18 protein-coding genes are annotated in these 18,422 nt (G+C 74.1%); 4 read left to right on the forward strand and 14 right to left on the reverse strand.

Annotated elements, in window-relative coordinates; all coding sequences use genetic code 11:
• Positions 1–702 precede the first annotated feature (702 nt).
• Both DMH08_RS14635 and DMH08_RS14640 read left to right on the forward strand, forming a co-directional pair.
• Entirely contained in the window at positions 703–1,011 is a 309-nt protein-coding gene (locus DMH08_RS14635) for a CD225/dispanin family protein (RefSeq protein ID WP_034517076.1), read from the forward strand.
• Positions 1,012–1,014: 3 nt separating this feature from the next.
• Complete coding sequence (locus tag DMH08_RS14640; RefSeq protein WP_051300434.1) at positions 1,015–1,494, forward strand: DUF2752 domain-containing protein; 480 nt, start codon at positions 1,015–1,017, stop codon at positions 1,492–1,494.
• Between the two features lie 394 nt (positions 1,495–1,888).
• On the opposite strand, the gene DMH08_RS14645 is transcribed toward DMH08_RS14640, so the two are convergent.
• The 14 genes from DMH08_RS14645 to DMH08_RS14705 all read right to left on the reverse strand — a co-directional run bounded on the left by DMH08_RS14645 (position 1,889) and on the right by DMH08_RS14705 (position 16,407).
• Complete coding sequence (locus DMH08_RS14645; protein WP_051300433.1) at positions 1,889–3,247, reverse strand: nucleobase:cation symporter-2 family protein; 1,359 nt, start codon at positions 3,245–3,247, stop codon at positions 1,889–1,891.
• A gap of 141 nt (positions 3,248–3,388) precedes the next feature.
• Positions 3,389–4,204: a crotonase/enoyl-CoA hydratase family protein gene (locus DMH08_RS14650; protein ID WP_026401664.1), complete on the reverse strand. Its 816-nt coding sequence runs from the start codon at positions 4,202–4,204 to the stop codon at positions 3,389–3,391.
• Between the two features lie 34 nt (positions 4,205–4,238).
• Entirely contained in the window at positions 4,239–5,168 is a 930-nt protein-coding gene (locus tag DMH08_RS14655) for an aminoglycoside phosphotransferase family protein (RefSeq protein WP_125614706.1), read from the reverse strand.
• A gap of 23 nt (positions 5,169–5,191) precedes the next feature.
• Positions 5,192–5,683, reverse strand: a complete 492-nt coding sequence (locus DMH08_RS14660) for a metallophosphoesterase family protein (RefSeq protein ID WP_125614710.1) — start codon at positions 5,681–5,683, stop codon at positions 5,192–5,194.
• Positions 5,684–5,940: 257 nt separating this feature from the next.
• Positions 5,941–6,642: a hypothetical protein gene (locus DMH08_RS14665; RefSeq protein WP_125614713.1), complete on the reverse strand. Its 702-nt coding sequence runs from the start codon at positions 6,640–6,642 to the stop codon at positions 5,941–5,943.
• 270 nt (positions 6,643–6,912) lie between these two features.
• Positions 6,913–7,989: a 2-hydroxyacid dehydrogenase gene (locus tag DMH08_RS14670; RefSeq protein ID WP_026401661.1), complete on the reverse strand. Its 1,077-nt coding sequence runs from the start codon at positions 7,987–7,989 to the stop codon at positions 6,913–6,915.
• Positions 7,986–8,618, reverse strand: a complete 633-nt coding sequence (locus DMH08_RS14675) for a histidine phosphatase family protein (protein ID WP_026401660.1) — start codon at positions 8,616–8,618, stop codon at positions 7,986–7,988. The genes DMH08_RS14670 and DMH08_RS14675 overlap by 4 nt, the downstream gene beginning before the upstream one ends.
• Positions 8,615–10,111 (reverse strand): FGGY-family carbohydrate kinase, encoded by a 1,497-nt coding sequence (locus tag DMH08_RS40980; RefSeq protein WP_199747794.1) that lies wholly within the window; start codon positions 10,109–10,111, stop codon positions 8,615–8,617. Before DMH08_RS40980 ends, DMH08_RS14675 begins: the two co-directional genes overlap by 4 nt.
• Positions 10,108–11,613 carry an FGGY-family carbohydrate kinase gene (locus tag DMH08_RS40985; RefSeq protein ID WP_199747795.1) on the reverse strand — a complete coding sequence of 502 codons (1,506 nt, stop codon included), beginning with the start codon at positions 11,611–11,613 and terminating at the stop codon, positions 10,108–10,110. Before DMH08_RS40985 ends, DMH08_RS40980 begins: the two co-directional genes overlap by 4 nt.
• A 12-nt stretch (positions 11,614–11,625) precedes the next feature.
• The gene (locus tag DMH08_RS14685; RefSeq protein WP_026401658.1) at positions 11,626–12,885 is read right to left on the reverse strand and encodes a sugar ABC transporter permease; all 1,260 of its coding nucleotides are present in this window, start codon (positions 12,883–12,885) and stop codon (positions 11,626–11,628) included.
• Positions 12,878–13,753, reverse strand: coding sequence for an ATP-binding cassette domain-containing protein (locus DMH08_RS14690; RefSeq protein WP_125614716.1), 876 nt, complete (start codon positions 13,751–13,753; stop codon positions 12,878–12,880). The genes DMH08_RS14685 and DMH08_RS14690 overlap by 8 nt, the downstream gene beginning before the upstream one ends.
• Before the next feature lie 27 nt (positions 13,754–13,780).
• Positions 13,781–14,854 carry a substrate-binding domain-containing protein gene (locus DMH08_RS14695; RefSeq protein WP_034517069.1) on the reverse strand — a complete coding sequence of 358 codons (1,074 nt, stop codon included), beginning with the start codon at positions 14,852–14,854 and terminating at the stop codon, positions 13,781–13,783.
• A 270-nt stretch (positions 14,855–15,124) separates the two neighbouring features.
• Complete coding sequence (locus tag DMH08_RS14700; RefSeq protein ID WP_125614719.1) at positions 15,125–15,913, reverse strand: DeoR/GlpR family DNA-binding transcription regulator; 789 nt, start codon at positions 15,911–15,913, stop codon at positions 15,125–15,127.
• 104 nt (positions 15,914–16,017) lie between these two features.
• Positions 16,018–16,407, reverse strand: a complete 390-nt coding sequence (locus DMH08_RS14705; RefSeq protein ID WP_026401655.1) for a hypothetical protein — start codon at positions 16,405–16,407, stop codon at positions 16,018–16,020.
• 177 nt (positions 16,408–16,584) lie between these two features.
• Here DMH08_RS14705 and DMH08_RS14710 point away from each other — a divergent pair, with 177 nt between their 5' ends.
• Together DMH08_RS14710 and DMH08_RS14715 are read left to right on the forward strand one after the other, a co-directional pair.
• Positions 16,585–17,055: an RrF2 family transcriptional regulator gene (locus DMH08_RS14710; protein ID WP_026401654.1), complete on the forward strand. Its 471-nt coding sequence runs from the start codon at positions 16,585–16,587 to the stop codon at positions 17,053–17,055.
• Positions 17,055–18,257: a globin domain-containing protein gene (locus DMH08_RS14715; RefSeq protein ID WP_325052924.1), complete on the forward strand. Its 1,203-nt coding sequence runs from the start codon at positions 17,055–17,057 to the stop codon at positions 18,255–18,257. The genes DMH08_RS14710 and DMH08_RS14715 overlap by 1 nt, the downstream gene beginning before the upstream one ends.
• Positions 18,258–18,422 lie beyond the last annotated feature (165 nt).

The raw sequence follows: 18,422 nt of genomic DNA on the forward strand, positions 1-18,422 counted from the left end.
TGAGCCAGGATCAAACTCTCCATTAAGGTCTTACCGACCCTTCGGGGGCGAACCCGAAGAGCCAAACCTTGGAAACAATCCCGGCAATGCACCACTCGGGTGCTTGCCTCAAAGAAATCCCCAGCCTTACATCCCCTGACGGGGGTGCAGGGCCTCGGGGGTGATCCGGCCTGCCGGCCGAATCGTTAAAGGCACTGGCTTTTAACACGCTGTTGAGTTCTCAAGAAACGGACACCCACCGCGCTCGACCGGCTTTCGCTGGTCTCGCCCCGGGGCGACTGTTCTTACTTTATCGGTTCCGGCCGGCTTGTCAATTTCCGGCTTTTCCCGATGCCTTTCAGGTTCCGCTTGCGCGGTTCCTTCCGGGCGGTGGTGCTATTTCATCAGATCCGGCCGGTTTGTCAAAATCGGCTGTTTCCGACCCACCGACGGACCCCGGGCACGGCGAAGCCGCTCCGGCGGAGTCTGATGGTGGTTTCCCCGGTCGGCCGGCCGCCGCTCGGGCGTCCTGCATCCGTAAGGGGACGAGGGGTTAACTTACGCGGTCGGGTCGGCGGCGTCAAATCGGCGCGCGGGGCTCCGCCGGGCCGGGCCGACCGTGCCTGAACTGTGTTGAGGGGGGCGTTTACCTGCTGAAGGGGAACCAGGCATGCTTGTTGACCATCTACTTGATGGAAACCCAGCCCACAGGGAAGGAACCACATGAGCTACTACCCGCCACCCGCCCCCGGTGGTCCCGGTTCGTACGGCGTCCCGCCGGCGCCGCCGCCGAACCACCTGGTGTGGGCCATCCTGACGACGCTGTTCTGCTGCCTCCCGGCCGGAGTCGTGTCGATCGTGTTCGCCGCGCAGGTCAACGGCAAGTGGAACAGCGGTGACCACGCGGGTGCCATCGCGGCTTCCAAGAACGCCAAGACGTGGGCGATCGTGTCGGCGATCGTGGGCGTGGTCGTCGGCGTCATCTACTTCATCTTCAGCGTCGCGCTCGCCAGCAGCAGCACGACGTACTGACGGATGACCCGGGAGCATCGGCTCGCCCCGCCTCGGCGGGGCGGGCCCTCGCCCGATCGCGACGGCGCGTCCCGCGGCCTGACCGCGGCGGCGCGCCGTCTGCTCTCCCCCCTGGGCGTCGCGGTACTGGCCGTCGCGGCGACCGGGTACGTCGCCGCGGTCGACCCGAACGAGCAGGGGCACTACCCGACATGCCCGTTCCTGGCGCTGACCGGCTACCAGTGCCCCGGCTGCGGGGCGCTGCGCACGGTGCACGCCGTGGCGCACGGGCAGCTCGGCGAGGCCGTCGCGCTGAACGTGTTCACGGTGACGATGCTGCCCGTCCTGCTGTTCTTCTGGGTGCGCTGGGCCGTCGCGCGGGCCCGGGACCGCCCCACCCGGACGAAGGCGGCGGACCCGCGGCTGATCTGGGCTTTCTTCGCCGTCGTCATGGTCTTCTGGGTGGTGCGCAACCTCCCGTTCGGCGCCGCGCTCGCCGCCTGACAGAGCTGTTCGCGCGGCAGGCGGACGCGGCCTGCAGAACCGGGAGGCAACGCCGTCGGGCGTCCCTGGCGGAGGCGTGCGGCCGCGTGCCGGCGCCGGCCTCGATGGACGGCGGCACGCTGGACGAGCGGGTCGCCGGGATGTCGGGGAAGGGCGAGGTGGCGCGTTCCGACGAGGCGTCTCTCGCGGCGTTCGGGGCGGACCCGCTGAGCTCGTCGTCGCGGACTCCGTCCGCCGAGGCGGGGCGCGCAGGGGCGGACGCTCGCGGCGTTCTGGGAATAGGCCCTGCGGGTCCGTGCGGCCGCCGTCCCGCCGCCCGGCGCGCGGGCGGGCGGGCGGACTTCCGGCCTCGGTGTCCGGCCCGCGGCGGGCGCCGCGGGCCGGAGCGGCCGGGTCAGCTCGCGGGGGCCTTCTCCGCGCCGTTCTCGGGCGGGGACGTGCGGGCGAACACGTTGAACACGAGGTTGAGGACGATCGCGGAGATCGCGCCGAGGGTGATGCCGCTGTTGAGGATCGCGGAGACCTCGCGGGGCATCTGCGCGAAGACCTCGGGCGCGGCGGCGGGGAGCAGGGCGAGCGCGATGCTGACGGCGACGACGAGGGCGTTGCGCTCCTGCCGCAGGTCGACCTTGGAGAGGGTCTGGATGCCGACGACGCCGACCATGCCGAACATCGCGACGGCCGCGCCGCCGAGGACGTCCGGCGGGATGGACGCGACGTAGCCGGCGGCCTTCGGGAACAGTCCGAGCACCATCATGATCAGGCCGGCGGCGACGACCACGAAGCGGCTGCGGACGCCGGTGAGGCGCACGAGGCCGACGTTCTGCGCGAAGCAGGTGTAGGGGAAGGCGTTCAGGACGCCGCCGAGGAAGGTGGACACGCCGTCGGCGCGGAGCGCGCGGGTGATGTCCTCGTCGCCGACCTCCTTGCCGACGATCTCGCCGGTGGCCTTGGCGTCGCCGACGGTCTCCACGACGGTGACCATCATCACCAGCAGCATCGCGATGATCGCGCCGATGTGGAAGGTGGGCATCCCGTAGTGGAAGGGGGTGGTGACGCCGACCCAGTCGGCCTGGCCGACCTGGTCGAAGGTGGTGTCGCCGAGCGCCCAGGAGACGAGGGTGCCGCCGACGAGGCCGAGCAGGACCGCGATGCTGCTGAGGAACGGTCGGTGCATCCGGTAGACGGCGAGGATGAACAGCAGGGTGCCGCCCGCGTACATGAGGTGCTTCCAGCTGCCGAAGTCGTCGGCGCCCGCGCCGCCCGCGGCGTCCTTCAGCGCGTTCGGCAGCAGGATCAGGCCCATGATCGTCAGGACGGTGCCGGTGACGAGGGGCGGGAAGAACCGCAGGAGGCGGCCGAGGAACGGCGCGGCGATCAGCGTGACGAGGCCGGCGGTGATGGTGGCGCCGTAGATGGCGAGGAGCCCGGCGGTGGCGTTCTCCGCGCCCTGCCCGATGGCGATCATGGGGGCGACGGCGGTGAAGGTGACGCCCTGCACGATGGGCAGCCGGACGCCGACGCGCCAGAAGCCGAGCGCCTGGATGATCGAGGCGATGCCGCAGGTGAACAGGTCGGCGTTGATGAGGTAGACGAGCTGCTCGTCGGACAGTCCGATCTGCCCGGCGACGAGGATGGGGACGATGACCGCGCCGGCGTAGAAGGCGAGGACGTGCTGGAACCCGTAGAGGGCGAGCTTGGGGACGGGGAGAACCTCGTCGACGGGATGCCTGCGCGGTCCTGCTTCGGACATGCGTGTGTCGCCTTCCGGGGTCGGTGAGGTGGGCGCCCGCGGTGACCTGTGCGGATGCGCCGATTCCGACGGCCGAACATACCGGCCCGGACCGGTTCGTCCCGTAACCGCCCCCGGTGGGCGCCGGGGGCGGTGCGCGCGTCAGGCGGGGTCGGTGAAGGCGGGCGGGCGCTTCTCGAAGTAGGCCCGGACGGCCTCGGCCTGGTTCGGCGTTCCGCGCAGGGCGCCGAGTTCGCGGGACTCCTCGAGGAACTGGCCGGCGAGGTCGCGGTCGGCGGCGCGGTTGAGCAGCCGTTTCGCGGCGCGGACGGCGTCGGGGCTGTTCGCGGCGATCTCGCGGGCGAGGTCGGTGGCGGCGGCGTGCGGGTCGTCGGCGGTGCGGGTGGCGAGGCCGATGCGGACGGCGTCCGTCCCGCTGACCGTGCGGCCGGTGAAGGTGAGCTCCTTGGCGGTGTCCTCGCCGACGAGCCGGATGAGCGCGGCGGTGCCGGTCATGTCGGGCACCAGTCCCCAGCGGATCTCCAGGACGGACATCTTCGTGTCGGGGGCGACGATGCGCAGGTCGGCGCCCAGCGCGATCTGGAGTCCGCCGCCGAGCGCGTGGCCGTGGACGGCGGCGATGACGGGCTGGGGCAGTTCCCGCCAGGTGTGGACGGCCTGCTGGCCGAGGTTGGTGATGCGGCCGGGCGCGCGGTCGGTGATGTCGGACGATCGGGCGGAGCCGGCGGACGCGCGCTCGGCCATCGCGGCGAACGCGGCGAAGTCGAGGCCGGCGCAGAAGGCGCGGCCCTCGCCGGACAGGACCACGGCCCGGACGGACGGGTCGGCGGCCAGGGCGTCGCCGGTCGCGGCGAGCGCCTCGAAGGTGGGCAGGTCGAGGGCGTTGAGCTTGTCGGGGCGGTTGAGCCGCACGTCGGCGACCCCGTCGTGGACTTTCACGGTGACGCGTTCGGTCATGCCGTTCATCCCTCCTGCGAGACGTCTCCGGAGATCATTCCAGGCGGTCGCGGAGCCAGGCGAGGGCGACCTCGCCCTGGGCGCGCTGGAAGGCGCGGAGGGCGGGCAGGCCGGGCGGCGGCGGCTGGAGGCCGCCGTGCACGAAGAACCCGGCGACCGCGGCGAGGACGGCGGTGACGGCGCGGTCGTCGGCGGACGCGGCGAGCGGGTGGGCGGCGAAGGCGTCCGCGGGCGGCGGGCCGCCTTGGAGGCGGACGCTCGGCAGCATCGCGAGGAGGTCGAACCAGGGGGCGGACAGGCACGCCCAGGGCCAGTCGACGACGACCACCCGGCCGGGGGTGAGCAGGATGTTGTCGGCGCGGACGTCGGCGTGCGCGAGGGTGTCGCCGGCGGCGGCCGCCTCCCAGGACTCCTCGAGTTCGGCGAGTTCGGGGAGGCGGGCGCGGGCCCACGGGTCGAGCCCGTCGGGCCCGCCGGCGCCGGCGGGCCCGGCGGCGAGGAGCCGCCAGCCCCGGAAGGCCGGGCCGAAGCGCTCGGCGACGGTGGGCGCGTCGATGGGCGCGGGCGTCATCGCGGCGGCGAGGTCGCCGAGGGCGGCGAGGACGCGGGCGAGTTCGGTGTCGTCCCAGGGTTCGCGGGGCGGGGCGCCGTCGATGTCCTCGAAGACGAGGGTGACCCAGCCGTCCCGGTCGAAGGAGCCGAGCAGCCGCGGGGCGGGCGCGGACCGGGGCAGCGCGGCGGCGACCCGGGCCTCCGCGCGGTGGATGCCGGGCGAGTCGGGGTTGAGTTCGGCGCCGACGGACTTGACGAACGCGCGGCGTCCGTCGTCGAGCCGGAGGCGGGCGGCGACGCCGGGCGAGTATCCGCCGGGCTGCGTGGTCGCCTCGGCGACGCGGGCGCCGAGCAGGGTTTCGACGTCGGCGCGGACGTGGTCGGGCGTCTTCTCCCAGGGCAGGCGGGTCATGACGGCATTGTGTCGCGCGGCGGTCAGGTGACGGGGACGATTTCGGCGCGGGCGAGCCGTCCGTCGCGGATGTCGAGGATGCCGAGGGTGCCGTGGGGCTGGCGGCGCCGGTCGGTGGGCGAGCCGGGGTTGAAGATGCGGACGCCGTCGCCGGTCTCGTCGAGCGGGATGTGGGAGTGGCCGAAGACGACGAGGTCGGCGCCGGGGAACCAGCGGCGCATGCGGGCGGTGCGGCCGCGTTTCTGGCCGCTGTCGTGGACCATCGCGACGGCGAGTCCGCCGAGGTCGAGTTCGAGCCGTTCCGGGGCGCCCCAGGCGGCGACGTCCGGCCGGTCGTTGTTGCCGAGGACGGCGTGGACGGGCGCGTACTGCGCGAGTTCGTCGAGGACGGGCGCGATGCAGACGTCGCCCGCGTGCAGGATGACGTCGGCGCCCCGCAGGTGCTCGGCGACCCGCGGCGGGCACGACTTCCAGTACCGGGGCGCGTGGGTGTCGGAGACCACGACCGCTCGCACGGTTCCATTGTGTCACCGGGGGCTCGGTGATTTTGCGCCGGGGCGGTCCGGACCGCGGTGGGAAAGAACTGTAAGCGCGATGTCATTACGGTGCGCTGACCTGCGGGGTTAGGCTCGTGGTCCTCGCGCTCGCCGGGGCGGCCGATCGCCCCCGGCCGGCCCGCGGCGACCCGGTGCGCGAGGATCGGGGCGGCCGGGCGCCGCGGGCGGAAAGTCACTCCCTTGCACCGGCCCGGCGCCCGGCCGCCCGCCCCGCGCTATTCGGTGAGGTAGAGCTTCTGGTCGAAGACGCCGGAGCCGGGGGCGCTCTCGCCGCGGGCGACGGCGGTGCCGGTGCCGGTGCCGTCGGACGGGCAGAGGAAGTCGCTGCCGGGCTTCTTCACGAGGGTGATGTCGGTCGCCTCGCCTTGGGCGTCGTCGACGCCGGGGAGCGGGCGGTTGGGGTTGTCGCGGTTGTAGACGTCGAAGGACAGGCCGTCCTCGCCGCCGGTCTGGAAGCCGTAGTTGCAGGTGCGGACGCGGCCGAGGAACTCGCCCTGGAGGCTGAAGGTCAGGTCGCCGTCGATGGCGAGGGTGCCGTCGCGTCCGCCGGGGACGGGGTCGTGGGCGACTCGGCCGCTGTTCGCGGGGATTTCGCCGATGTCGGTGGGCGGGGAGCTGAGGCCGTTGGACGTCGTGCACGCGCCGATGGACGCGGACGTCAGCGCGCCGGCGCCCGCGGCTTCGACGGTGCCGCGCAGTTCGGCGCCGTCGCAGGTGCCGGTGACGGTGACGCCGAGGAACACGACGGAGAATTCGAGCGGCCCGACGGTGGACACCTGGAAGGCGCCCGAATAGGGCGCGCCGGTGGCGGTGCCGGCGCGGACGGTGGTGGTGGCGGCGGCCGCGGGGCCGGCCGCGAGGACCGCGGCGGCGGACGCCGCGATCAGGGGAGCGGTGATTCTGCCGAGAGCTTTCACGGGGTGGTCACTCCTCGGTGAGGCGTTCTGCTTCCGCGCACGGCGCGGCGCCGTGCGCGGCCCCCTCGCGCGGCACGGGGGGCGCCGTGGCCGCGCGGATTACAGATCGTTTCTACCTCGGTGATCCCGTGCTGAAAAGAGCGTCGGACATTTATTTTGACATTCTGCATTCCATTGATAAATGCCTGTTAATGATCACTCAATTGACGGTGGATAAAGCGTTCCAATGCACCTGCCCGGCTCCCCGGCCTCGCGTCGGCGGGGCCGCCGTCAGCGGCGCTGCGGGACGCCCCGGACGTCGGGGTTCGCGCAGTGGACGAGGGGTTCGCCGCGCAGGTGGCGGGCGACGTCCCGGGCGACGATGCGGGCGGCGTTGGCGGCGGTCTGCTTGCTGGCGCCCGCCAGGTGCGGGGTGACGATGATGTTCGGGGTGGTCAGCAGGCGGGAGCCGGCGGGGACGGGCTCCTCGGGGAAGACGTCGAACGCGGCGGCGAACAGGTGGCCGGACTCGACGGCGTCGCAGACGGCCTCGTAGTCGAGGAGGGAGCCGCGCGCGCAGTTGACGATGATGGAGCCGGGGGCCATCGCGGCGATCTCCCGGGCGCCGATCATCCCGGTGGTCTGCGGGGTCGCGCGGGCGTGCAGGGAGAGGATCTGCGCGCGCGCCAGCAGTTCCTCGAGGGTGACGAGCTCCGCGATGCCGGCGAGGTCGTCCAGGCCGTCCAGGTACGGGTCGTGGACGAGGACGCGGGCGCCGAGCGCGGCGAGCGCCCGGGCGACGCGGCGTCCGACGGCGCCGCAGCCGACGAGGCCGACGGTGCTGCCGAGCAGCTCGATGCCGACGTCGTCGTAGCGGTAGTAGTCGCCGCGCCACCGGCCGCCGGTCAGGTCGACGTGGGTCTGCGGGATGCGGCGGACGGCGGCGAGGATCAGCGCGAGGGTGTGCTCGGCGGTCGCGTCGGCGTTGCGTCCGGGCGCGTAGCAGACGGCGACGCCGTGCTCGGTGGCGGCGTCCAGGTTGGCGTTGACGGGCCCGCCCCGGGTGATGCAGAACAGCCGCAGGTCGGGGGCGTTCTCGAGGATCCGGCGGGTGAGCGGGGCCATCTGGGTGACGCAGACCTCGGCGCCGCGCAGCGCCTCGATGAGCTGGTCCTCGGTACCGGACGCCTCGTCGACCTCGGCGACCCGGCCGAACGGCTCGACGGGCCACGGCAGGGTCAGCTCGGCGAACTCGAGGTCCGCGGCGGGCCCGCCGCCGGGGCCGTCCGCCGTCTCGGCGCGGAGCGCGTCGACGAGGAGGCGGTTGAGGACGAAGTGGTCACCGGCCGCGAGGACGCGGGTCGTCATTGCTTGCTCCAGGGAACGAGCGATCGTTCGATCGCGGTGTTGAACTCCAGGAGGGCGGCGTCGCCGTCCCGGAGCCGTATCTCGGTCAGGGCGCAGTTGCCCAGCGACGGGAACCGCCGCCGGTAGTCCTTGAGGGGGACGCCCAGCAGCGCGCAGAGCGCGAGCCGGATCGCCGTCGAGTGCGCGACGACGAGGACGCGGCCGCCGGTGTGGGCGGACGCGGCGTCGTGCAGGGCGGCGGTGAAGCGGGCCGCGGCGCGGGCCGGGTCCTCCCCGCCGGGCAGGTGCCCGGCGACGGGGTCGGCGAGGAAGGCGCGCAGGGCGTCGGGGAACTTGCGGTCCATGTCGTCGCGGGTGAGGCCCTCGCCCTCGCCGAAGTCGAGCTCGCGGAGCCGGGCGTCCACCCGGACGTCCGTGCCGAGCGCGGCCGCGGAGGCGGCGGCGGTCAGCCGGGCGCGGGACAGGTCGGACGACCACACGGCGTCGGGCCGCGCGAGGAGCGCCCACGCGGCGAGCAGCCGGGCCTGGTCGCGGCCCCGGGCGGTCAGCGCGACGTCGCTGCTCCCGGCGTAGCGGTTCTCCGCGTGCCATTCGGTCTCGCCGTGGCGGACGAGGACGATGCGGGTCATCGGCGTGCACCTTTCATGCCGGTCATGCCGGTTCTTTCCCGAGCGCGGTCGGCGGTGGCCGCCGGCAGCCAGCCGCGGCGTTCGAGTTCGCCGACGAGCCGCAGGTAGGCGTCGTCGAAGCGGCCGGCGCGGTCGGGGCGGGGGTCGACGACGGTGCGGACGGCGACCATGCGGGCGGCGACCTCGGCGACCGGGCGGCCCGGGGACGCGGCGAGGACGGCGGCGCCGAGGGCCGACTCGGACCGGCGGGGCAGCACGACGGGCCGTCCGAGCACGTCGGCGCGCAGCTGCACCCAGTAGGGGCTGCGGGCCGCTCCCCCGGTGAGGGTGAGGTCGCCGCCGGTGGGGGCGCCGAGCAGGTCGAGGTGGTCGAAGCACAGCCGTTCGATGTAGGCGACGCCCTGCAGGACGGCGGCGTAGTCGTCGGCCTCGTCGCCGGTGCCGCCGAGCCGGAAGCCGCGCGCGTCCGGCGCGAGGAACGGGAAGCGCTCCCCGGCGGGGACGAGCGGGTAGGCGAGCGCCGCGGCGGGTTCGCGGTCCGCGGCGCGGCGGTCGAGGCCGGCGAGGTCGCGGCCGGCGAAGTCGCGGGTGAGGGCGCCGGCGCCGGTGCTGGACGCGCCGCCGGGCAGCCACCGGCCGTCGGGGGCCTTGTGCGAGTAGACGGCGCCGAACGGGTCGTGGACGGGGTGGTCGGTGACGCCCTTGAGGACGAGCGTGGTGCCGAGGACGGAGTTCCAGGAGCCGGGGGTGAGGCGGCCGGTGCCGAGCTGGGCGGCGCACCCGTCGGTGGCGCCGGCGACGACCGGGACGCCCTCGGGGATGCCGGTGGCGGCGGCCGCCGCGGCGCAGACGGTGCCGAGGGGCGTGCCGGACCGTTCCAGCGGCGGCAGCAGGCCGTCCGGGACGCCGAGCGCGTCGAGGACGTCCCCGGGCCAGCGCTCGGCGATCAGGTCGGCGCCGGTCTTCAGCGCGTTGGACAGGTCGGCGGCGACGGGGCGGCCGGTGAGGCGCCGGTTGACGAAGTCGGCCTGGTGGGCGAGGCGGGCGCCGTCCGGCGGGCGGGGCGTGTGCTCCAGCAGCCACAGCAGCTTCGGGAGCGCCCAGGCGGGCTGCATCCGCTGGTACCCGAGGCTCCGCCACAGGTCGGCGCCCGCCTCGTTGACGCGGTCGACGTGCGCGGCGGCGCGCGTGTCGTCGTACATGAGGGCCGGGGTCAGCGGGTTCCCGTCGCGGTCGGTGAGCAGGATCGTCCCGGACGTCGCGTCGACCGCGACGGCGCGGACGGCGCCGGACGGGACGTCCCGGAGCGCCTGCGCGCACGCGGCGGCGACGGCGTCCCACCAGTGCTCGGGGTCCTGCTCGTGGCGGGGCCCGTCGCGGCGCCCGGTCAGCTCGGCGCCGCCGGCGCCGATGACGGCCCCGGCGGCGGTGACGGCGAGGGCGCGCGCGCCCTGCGTGCCCAGGTCGATCCCGAGCCAGACGTCGTCGTTCACGAGTTCCTTTCTGCGGTGCGCGCCCGCGCGGACGCGAGGGTGGGCCACGCGGACGCCGTCGCGGCCCGGACGTCGAGGAAGTCGCGGTAGGCGGCGGCGTAGTGCGCGGCACGGGCGGGGTCGGGTTCGTGGACGTCGCCCGGACGGACGTGGGCGGCGGCCGCCGCGCCCGCGTCGGCGGCCCGCCCGGTGGCGAGCAGGCCCACGAGGAACGCTCCGCGGGCGCCCGCCTCCGTGTCGGCGGACCGGACGACGGGCACGCCGGTGGCGTCGGCGAGCATCGCCAGCCACACCGGGCTGGCGGACCCGCCGCCGCTCACCCGCAGCTCGGTCGGGCGCGTCCCGGCGGCGGCCAGGCAGTCGCGGACGACCAGGCTGAGGCCCTCGAGGACGGCGCGGGCGATGTCCGCGGCGGTGTGGTCGACGGTCAGGCCGTGCAGGCCGCCGCGCGCCGCCGGGTCGAGGAACGGGGCGCGCTCCCCCGCCGGCGACAGGTACGGCAGGAAGACCAGCCCGTGCGCGCCGGGCGGTGCGGCGGCGGCCAGTTCGGCGAGTTCGCGGGGGGCGCCGAGGCCGAGCAGACGGCACGCCCAGTCGACGACCTGGCCGCCGGCGAGCGTGGGGAACGCCCGCAGGAACCGGCCGGGCAGGCCCATCGCGACGGTCAGCCCGGACGGTTCGCCGGTCAGGTCGGGCTCCTCGACGACCGTCTCGGTGCACAGCGTCGTCCCGAGGATGGTGCACGCCCGTCCCGTCTCGACCGCGCCGGTCCCGATGGCGGTGGACGCGATGTCGTAGGGGGCGAGGACGACGGGGAGCCCGGCGGGCAGGCCGAGCGCGGCGGCGGCGTCCGGGGCGAGGGGCGCGGCGCGGTCGCCGTCGTCGCGCGGGTCCGGCAGCAGCGGCCGCGCCCACTCCATGCCGTAGCGGCGCAGGAGGTCGTCCGACGGGCGCCGGGTGCGGACGTCCATGAACGGGGCGGACGCGTCCGAGGCGTCCATCGCGATCTCGCCGGTGAGCCGGGAGAAGATCCATCCGCCGCAGGTGAGGACGGCGGCCGTGCGGGCGAGCCGGTCGGGGTCGTGTTCGCGCAGCCAGGCCAGGATCGCGTTCGGCAGGCCCGCGAAGGTCAGCGACCCGTTGACGCGGAACGCGTCCTCCAGCACCCCGGCCCGCGCCCATGCGGCGACGACCGGGGCGGCGCGGCCGTCGTTCCACAGGATCGCAGGGCCGGCCGGGTCGCCCGCGCGGTCGACCGGCCAGCAGCCGTCGCCCTGCGCGGTCAGCGCGAGGTAGTCGACCGCGCCCGGCAGCCGCGGGAGGATCTCGCGGACGGCGTCCGCGACCGCCCGCCACACCGATTCCATGTCCTGTTCGGCGTGCCCCGGGCGGGGGCGGCTCACCTCGGCGGGGCGCCGGGCGACGGCCAGTTCGGTGCCGTCGGCGGCGTACCCGACCGCTTTGATCATCGTGGTGCCAGCGTCGACGCAGACGACGGCCATCGCGTTCCTCCCTCAGGCCCGGCCGTGCGAGCGGCGGGACCGGCGGGCGGCCGAGTCCAGCGCGACCGCCAGCATCAGCACCGCGCCGGTGACCATGAACCGGTAGGACGAGTCGAGGTTCAGCAGCGTCAGCCCGTTCGAGATCGACTGGATGACGACGATGCCGAGCAGCGCGGCGAACGCGCCGCCGCGCCCGCCGAACAGGCTCGTCCCGCCGATGACGGCGGCGGCGATCGCGTTCAGGTTGACGTCGCCGGTGCCGCTGCTCTGGTTGGCGGCGGCGAGCCGCGACGCCGCCAGGACGCCGCCGAGCGCGGCGAGCGACGTGCACAGCACGAACGCCGACGTGTAGATCCGCTGGACGTCGATGCCCGCGCGGCGGGCCGCCTCGACGTTGCCGCCGACCGCGTACAGCGACTTGCCGTACTTGGTGCGGGACAGGGCGTAGTGCGCGGCCAGCACGAGGCCGAGGAAGAGGACGAACATCCAGCCGACGCCGCGGTCCCGGTTGAGGTACCAGACGGCGAGCCCGAGCCCGGCGAGCAGCGCGACGCTCCGCAGGATCAGCGTCCGCTCCCCGGTCGCGGGCAGGTCCGCCCGCCGCCGCTCGGCCGCGCGGAGGCGCCCCGTCCAGTAGAGGGCGGCGGCGCCCGCGGCGACCAGCGCGTACGCCAGCCACGGCGGGACGAACGCGAGCTGCGCGAACGTGACCGGCCAGGAGTCGAACGGCAGGTTGATCGAGCCGTTGGGGCCGAGGATCCACAGTTGCAGGCCGAGGAAGCCGAGCAGCCCGGCGAGCGAGATGACGAAGCTGGGCACGCCGAGCCGGTTGTAGACCTGCGCGTAGCACCAGCCGACGGCGGCGCCGAGCGCGACGGCGGCGAGGATCGCGACCCACGCGGGCATGCCCCGGTCGACGAACAGGACGGCGGTGACGGCGGCGGCGAGCCCGCTGATCGATCCGACCGACAGGTCGATCTGCCCGACCAGCAGCATGAACACGACGCCGAGCGCGATCACCCCGACGGGCACGCACTCCAGCAGCAGGTTCACGAGGTTCGCGCTGGACAGGAAGATCGGGTTGAGGATCTGCATCACCGTCCAGATGACGACGAGCCCGGCGACGACCGGCGCGACGCCGAGGTCGCCGCCGCGCAGCCGGGCGCCCGCGGCGGCGAGCCGGGCGCGCGGGCCGCCGCCGGGCGGCCCGGCCGGTGCGGGCGCCTTCGCGGGCGGGGCCGCGGCGGCGCCGCGGGTGGTGGTGTCACTCATCGTCGGTCCCCTCGTCTCCCGTCCCCGCGTTGCCCGTACCCCCGTCGCCCGTATCCCCGTCGCCCTTCCCCGCGGCGGCGGCGCGGGCGGCGGTGCGGCGCGCCACCACGTTGTCGCCGGCGCCGGTGATCGCGGCGACGAGCTCCTCGCCGGACGCGGTCCGGGCGTCGAACACGCCGTTGTTGCGGCCGAGGCGCAGCACCGCGACGGTGTCGGCGACGGCCCGCACGTCGGCCATGTTGTGGCTGATCATGATGACGCCGTGCCCGCGCTCGCGGAGCCGCTCGATGAGGTTCAGCACCTCGGCGGTCTGCGCGACGCCGAGCGCGGCGGTCGGCTCGTCCAGGATGATGATCTTCGGGTCGCCGAGCAGCGAGCGGGCGATCGCGACGGTCTGCCGCTGGCCGCCCGACAGCGCGGCGACCGGCACCTCCACCGCCGGGATCTTCGCGGACAGCTGCGCCAGCAGTTCCCGGGCCCGGACCTCCATCCGGACGTCGTCGAGGCGGAGCGCGCGCAGCTCGCGGCCGAGGAACAGGTTCTCGATGACGTTGAGGTTCTCGCACAGCGCCAGGTCCTGGAACACGGTGGCGATGCCGAGCTGCTGCGCGGCGGCGGGGGTGGGGACGGTCACCTCCCGCGACTCGAACGTGATCGTGCCCGCGTCCGGGCGGTGCACCCCGGACAGGACCTTCACGAGCGTGGACTTCCCGGCGCCGTTGTCGCCGACCAGGGCGACGACCTCGCCGGCGGAGACGTCCAGGGAGACGTCGGTGAGCGCGGCGACCGCGCCGAACGACTTGCTGATCCCGCGCAGCGACAGCAGGGGGCCCGCCGCGCCGGCGGCGGGGATGGGCGTTGGTGACATGGCGAACCTTCGAACGGGAGCGGCGGCCTACTGGATGCCGAGTTCGGCGCACTCGGCCTTGTACTCGGCGGTGCACGCCTCGGCGGCCTTCAGCGGCCCGCCCGGGCCGAAGAGGACCTCCTTGATGTTCTCCCGCGTGACGACGGTCGGGGTGAACAGCTCCGAGGGGGTGTCGAAGAGGGTGGTGTTGCCCTCGGGCGTCTTGCCCTGGACGAACGTGTGCGCGGCGACCGCGGCGGCCTCGGCCACCGTCTTGATCGGCTTGGAGATGGTGTTGTACTGGTCGCCCTTGATGATCCGCTGCGCGGCGGCGAGCTCGGCGTCGTTCCCGGTCACCGGGGGCACGTCCTCGCCCGCGGCCTTGAACGCGGCGATGGTGCCGCCGGCCGTCCCGTCGTTGGCGGCGACGACGCCCGCGATCTTCCCGCGGAACTTGCTGATCTGCCCGCTGACCCACTCCTGGGCCTTGCTGGGCTGCCAGCCGGGCGTGTCGTACTCGGCGAGCGGCTCGAACCCGGCGCCGTCGACCGAGCCGTGGATGCCCTTCTTGATGAGGCCCGCGGCGGCGTCGGTCGGCGAGCCGTTCACCTGGAGGATTCCGCCCTCGGCGTCCTCGGCCTCGAGGTGGTCGACGAGCGACTTGCCGATCATCGCGCCGATCTTCTCATTGTCGAACGAGACGTAGTAGTCGGACTTCGCCTTCGGGATCGGGCGGTCGTAGGCGATCACCTCGACGTCGCGGGACTGCGCCATCCGGACGATCGACGCGGCGGCGGCCGAGTCGACGGGGTCGATGACGATCACCGAGACGCCCTGGGCGAGCGCGGAGGTGGCCTGCTGCTGCTGCTTCGCCGCGTCGGAGTCGGCGTTCTGGTAGAGCACGGAGCAGCCGCCGCACAGCTCCTTCATCTTCGCCTTGAACAGCGGCGCGTCGTACAGCTCGTAGCGGGTCGAGGCGAGGTCCGGCATGAGGAACGCGATCTTCGCGTCGTCTCCGCCGCCGCCGGATCCGGAGTTCTGCGACGCGCAGCCGGCGGCGGGGGCGAGCACGGCCAGCGCCGCGCCGATCGCGGCGGCCGTCCTGCGGGGGGTGGTCTTCACTGGGGGTTCTCCTCGGTGCCACGCCCGTGATGAAGGGCGACTGAGCCGGGTGCGGCGGCCGTCCGGCCGGAACGATCGGGCCGCCGCGAGGAGAACGTAACATCAACAACGTTAGAAGTGTCAATACCAGAATGTTAATTAACACTCGCCTACGTGAATTTTGCGGCGGACCGTCGCAAAGGCGCAGGTCACAGCTCCATACCGGTCACGCGAAGACAGCGGCGGGCGAGCCCGCCGCGGGGCGGTGTTCACACCGCCGGCCGGCGGCGGTCACCGGCGGCGCGCCGCCACCTCGTAGCGCACGTTGTGCCGGTCGAGCTCGTCGAGCGCCTCCGCGGACGCGCCGTCGTCGACGATGACCCGCTCGAAGCCGCCGAGCGGCGCGACCCGGTGCAGCGCGGTCCGTCCCAGCTTCGTGTGGTCCACCAGCAGGACGGTGCGGACGGCGCTGCGCAGCATCGCGCGCTTCACCACCACCACGTGCTGCTCCTGGTGGCAGGCGTTGCCGTTGGAGATCGCCGAGGTCGACACGAAGCACAGGTCCACCTGCAGCGCCTCGATCGCCTCGACGCACGAGACGCCCATGAACGAGTTGTGCAGGGGGTCGTAGTCGCCGCCGAGCGCGATGAGCTTGAGGTCCTGCACGGGCGCCAGCAGGTTCAGCGCGTCCAGGAAGTTCGTGACGACCGTGAGCGGTCCGGCGTCCTGGAGCCGCCGCGCCACGGCGAGGGCCGTGGTGGAGTCGTCCAGCATGATCGCCATGCCGGGTTCGACGAGATCCATCGCCCGGTCGGCGACGGCCTCCTTCTCGTCGCGCTGCGCCCGGCCCCGGTACCCGACGCTGCTCTCGAAGACTCCGGAGCGCTGGGCGGTGACGCCGCCGCGGAACTTGCGGACGATCCCCTGCCGCTCGAGTTCGTCGAGGTCGCGGTGGATCGTCATCAGGCTGACCCCGAACCGCTCGGCGAACTCCGCGGCGGTGGCCGAGCCCTGCGCGAGCACGGTCTCGGCGATGGCGTCCTGCCGCTGGGAGGGGCCCCGCCGGGTGCGTTCGCTCATGCCGCTCCTCCGTCCGGACGCCGGGAGGTGCTCCGCGGCCTCGGATGACAGGGGAGTAGTTAACACTACGAGTGTTAACTACTCAAGACCCGTCTCGGAGGGCGTCAGCCCAGCTGGACGCCGAAGAACAGCGCGACGAGCGCGCCCACCGCGCCTAGGGCGCCCCACACCGCGAGACCCGCCTTGGACGTCGCCCGCGCGTGCAGGAACGCCGCGACGCCCGACAGCAGGACGAACGCCATCTTGACGTTCAGGGTCATCTGCGCCTCGTCGCTCATCTCGCCGGACGTCATGTTCCAGATCCCGGTGAGGACGAGCACGCCGAACGCGGGCCACGCGATCATGTTGAAGCGGCGCGCGGCGACCTTGGTGACGCCGTCGAAGCCGCGCAGCGCGGGGACGAGCGCGCCGAGCACGATCTGCCCGCCGACCCACACGGTCGCGGCGAGCACGTGCAGGAACAGCCGGACGTCGGCGAGCGTGACGCTGAGCACAGGGGCCTCCCGGGGCGAGGCGGCCGCGCCGGGTGCCGCGCGGCCGTTGACCTGGACGATCTTTCTCCGGGGAACGCTACCGCCCGCCCGCGCGGCGTCCCGTCCGGGGCCGGGTGTGGCGAGGCGCACAGGATAAATCGGACTTTTCAATTCCTATTTGACTCTAGGCTCTTGACCATGCACCTGACTCAGTCGACCGACCTGGGCCTGCGCGTCCTCATGTCGCTCGGCGCGGGGACCGACCGCCGGTCCGCCGCCGAGCTGGCCGACCGGCTGAGCGTGCCGCCGCAGCACATGGCGAAGATCGTGCAGCGGCTGCGACGGCACGGGTTCGTCGAGACGGCCCGGGGGCGCGGCGGCGGCGTCGTGCTCGCGCCCGGTGCCCGCGAGGCGACGGTCGGCGCGATCGTCCGGGCTCTGGAGGGCCCCGGCGAGGTCGTCGACTGCGACAGCCCGCCGTGCCCGCTGCGCGGGGGCTGCCGGCTGCGCGGCGTGCTGCGGGCGGCGCAGGAGGCGTTCCTGGCGTCGCTGGACGGCGTCCGCCTGCGCGACCTGGTGGCCGATCCGGCCGAACCCGTCCTGTTGTCACTGGCGCCTCCCGCCCCGCCCGTCCCGGACGCGGCGGGACCGCCCCCAGAGGAAGGCTGATGATGCTGTCGTCCGACCACGCCGAGACGGTCCGGGCCACGCTGCCCGCGGTCGCCGCCCACGGTGTCGAGATCACCGGCACGTTCTACGACGCGATGTTCGCCGCGCATCCGGAGCTGCGGAACCTGTTCAACCAGGGCAACCAGGCCAACGGCGAGCAGCGGCAGGCGCTCGCGGGCTCGGTGGCCGCGTTCGCCGAGCACCTGGTGACGCCCGACTCCGGCATCCCCTTCCAGCAGATCATGTCGCGCATCGCGCACAAGCACGCCTCGCTGGGCATCCGGCCGGAGCAGTACACGATCGTCGGGCGCCACCTGCTCGAGGCGGTGGCGGAGGTGCTCGGCGACGCGGTCACACCGGAGGTGCACGCGGCCTGGTCGGAGGTGTACTGGCTGTTCGCGACGCTGCTGATCGCCGAGGAGGCGCGGCTCTACCAGGAGGCGGCCTGCGACCCGGCGGCGCCGTACCGGACGTGGCGGGTCGTGGAGCGGCGGGACGAGGCGCGGGACGTGATCTCGCTCGTGCTGGCGCCCGCCGACGGCGGCCCCGCCCCCGCCCACCTGCCGGGCCAGTACGTGAGCGTCGCCGTCACCCTGCCGGACGGGCTGCGGCAGCCGCGCCAGTACACGCTCTCGCGCGCGACCGCCGACGGCACCGCGCAGATCACGCTCCGCCGGGTGCGCGGGACGGACGGCGCCCCCGACGGCGCCGTGTCGACGCACCTGTTCGAGCACGCGGTGCCGGGGACCGAGCTGGAGGTGTCGGCGCCGTTCGGCGACGTCGTCCTGCCGGACGAGCAGGACCCGCTCGTCCTGATCAGCGCGGGCATCGGCATCACCCCCGCCGCCGCGATGATCGACCGGCTCGCGGACGCCGGCACCGGCCGGCCCGTGCTGGCCGTCCACGCCGACCGCTCCCCCGGCGCGCACGCGCTGCGCGCGCAGATCGCGGACGCGGGCCGCAGGATCCCCGGGTTCCGGCAGGTCACCTGGTACGAGGAGCCCGGCGACGCCGCCGCCGACGCCGACGTCCGGGAGGGGCTGCTCGACGTCGCCGCGCTCGACCTGCCGCCGAAGGCCCGGGTGTTCATGTGCGGGCCGCTGCCGTTCCTGCGGGAGACGCGGCGCGGCCTGCTGGACGCGGGCGTCTCGGACGAGCGCGTCCACTACGAGGTGTTCGGTCCCGACCTCTGGATCCGCTGAGCCGGATCGGCACCTTGCGCTCCCATCCCCGGCGGGGTGGGAGCGCCCCCCGTCGCGGGAGCGGGCCGTCCCCGCACCGGGGCCGCCCGGGCCCGCCCCCGGAACGAAGGAAGATCTTCCCGGCGCGGCTGGAAACGACCGCCCCCCGCGGCGATACCGTTTCCG

This window comes from Actinomadura sp. WAC 06369 (assembly GCF_003947565.1).
Taxonomy (GTDB): Bacteria; Actinomycetota; Actinomycetes; order Streptosporangiales; family Streptosporangiaceae; genus Spirillospora; species Spirillospora rifamycini.

Excerpts from the sequence above, each read along its gene's own strand:
- DMH08_RS14635 (WP_034517076.1), top strand. The coding sequence starts at position 703 with ATGAGCTACTACCCGCCACCCGCCCCCGGTGGTCCCGGTTCGTACGGC.
- DMH08_RS14640 (WP_051300434.1), top strand. The coding sequence starts at position 1,015 with ATGACCCGGGAGCATCGGCTCGCCCCGCCTCGGCGGGGCGGGCCCTCG.
- DMH08_RS14645 (WP_051300433.1), bottom strand. The coding sequence starts at position 3,247 with ATGTCCGAAGCAGGACCGCGCAGGCATCCCGTCGACGAGGTTCTCCCC.
- DMH08_RS14650 (WP_026401664.1), bottom strand. The coding sequence starts at position 4,204 with ATGACCGAACGCGTCACCGTGAAAGTCCACGACGGGGTCGCCGACGTG.
- DMH08_RS14655 (WP_125614706.1), bottom strand. The coding sequence starts at position 5,168 with ATGACCCGCCTGCCCTGGGAGAAGACGCCCGACCACGTCCGCGCCGAC.
- DMH08_RS14670 (WP_026401661.1), bottom strand. The coding sequence starts at position 7,989 with ATGACGACCCGCGTCCTCGCGGCCGGTGACCACTTCGTCCTCAACCGC.
- DMH08_RS14675 (WP_026401660.1), bottom strand. The coding sequence starts at position 8,618 with ATGACCCGCATCGTCCTCGTCCGCCACGGCGAGACCGAATGGCACGCG.
- DMH08_RS40985 (WP_199747795.1), bottom strand. The coding sequence starts at position 11,613 with ATGGCCGTCGTCTGCGTCGACGCTGGCACCACGATGATCAAAGCGGTC.
- DMH08_RS14685 (WP_026401658.1), bottom strand. The coding sequence starts at position 12,885 with ATGAGTGACACCACCACCCGCGGCGCCGCCGCGGCCCCGCCCGCGAAG.
- DMH08_RS14690 (WP_125614716.1), bottom strand. The coding sequence starts at position 13,753 with ATGTCACCAACGCCCATCCCCGCCGCCGGCGCGGCGGGCCCCCTGCTG.
- DMH08_RS14700 (WP_125614719.1), bottom strand. The coding sequence starts at position 15,913 with ATGAGCGAACGCACCCGGCGGGGCCCCTCCCAGCGGCAGGACGCCATC.
- DMH08_RS14710 (WP_026401654.1), top strand. The coding sequence starts at position 16,585 with ATGCACCTGACTCAGTCGACCGACCTGGGCCTGCGCGTCCTCATGTCG.
- DMH08_RS14715 (WP_325052924.1), top strand. The coding sequence starts at position 17,055 with ATGATGCTGTCGTCCGACCACGCCGAGACGGTCCGGGCCACGCTGCCC.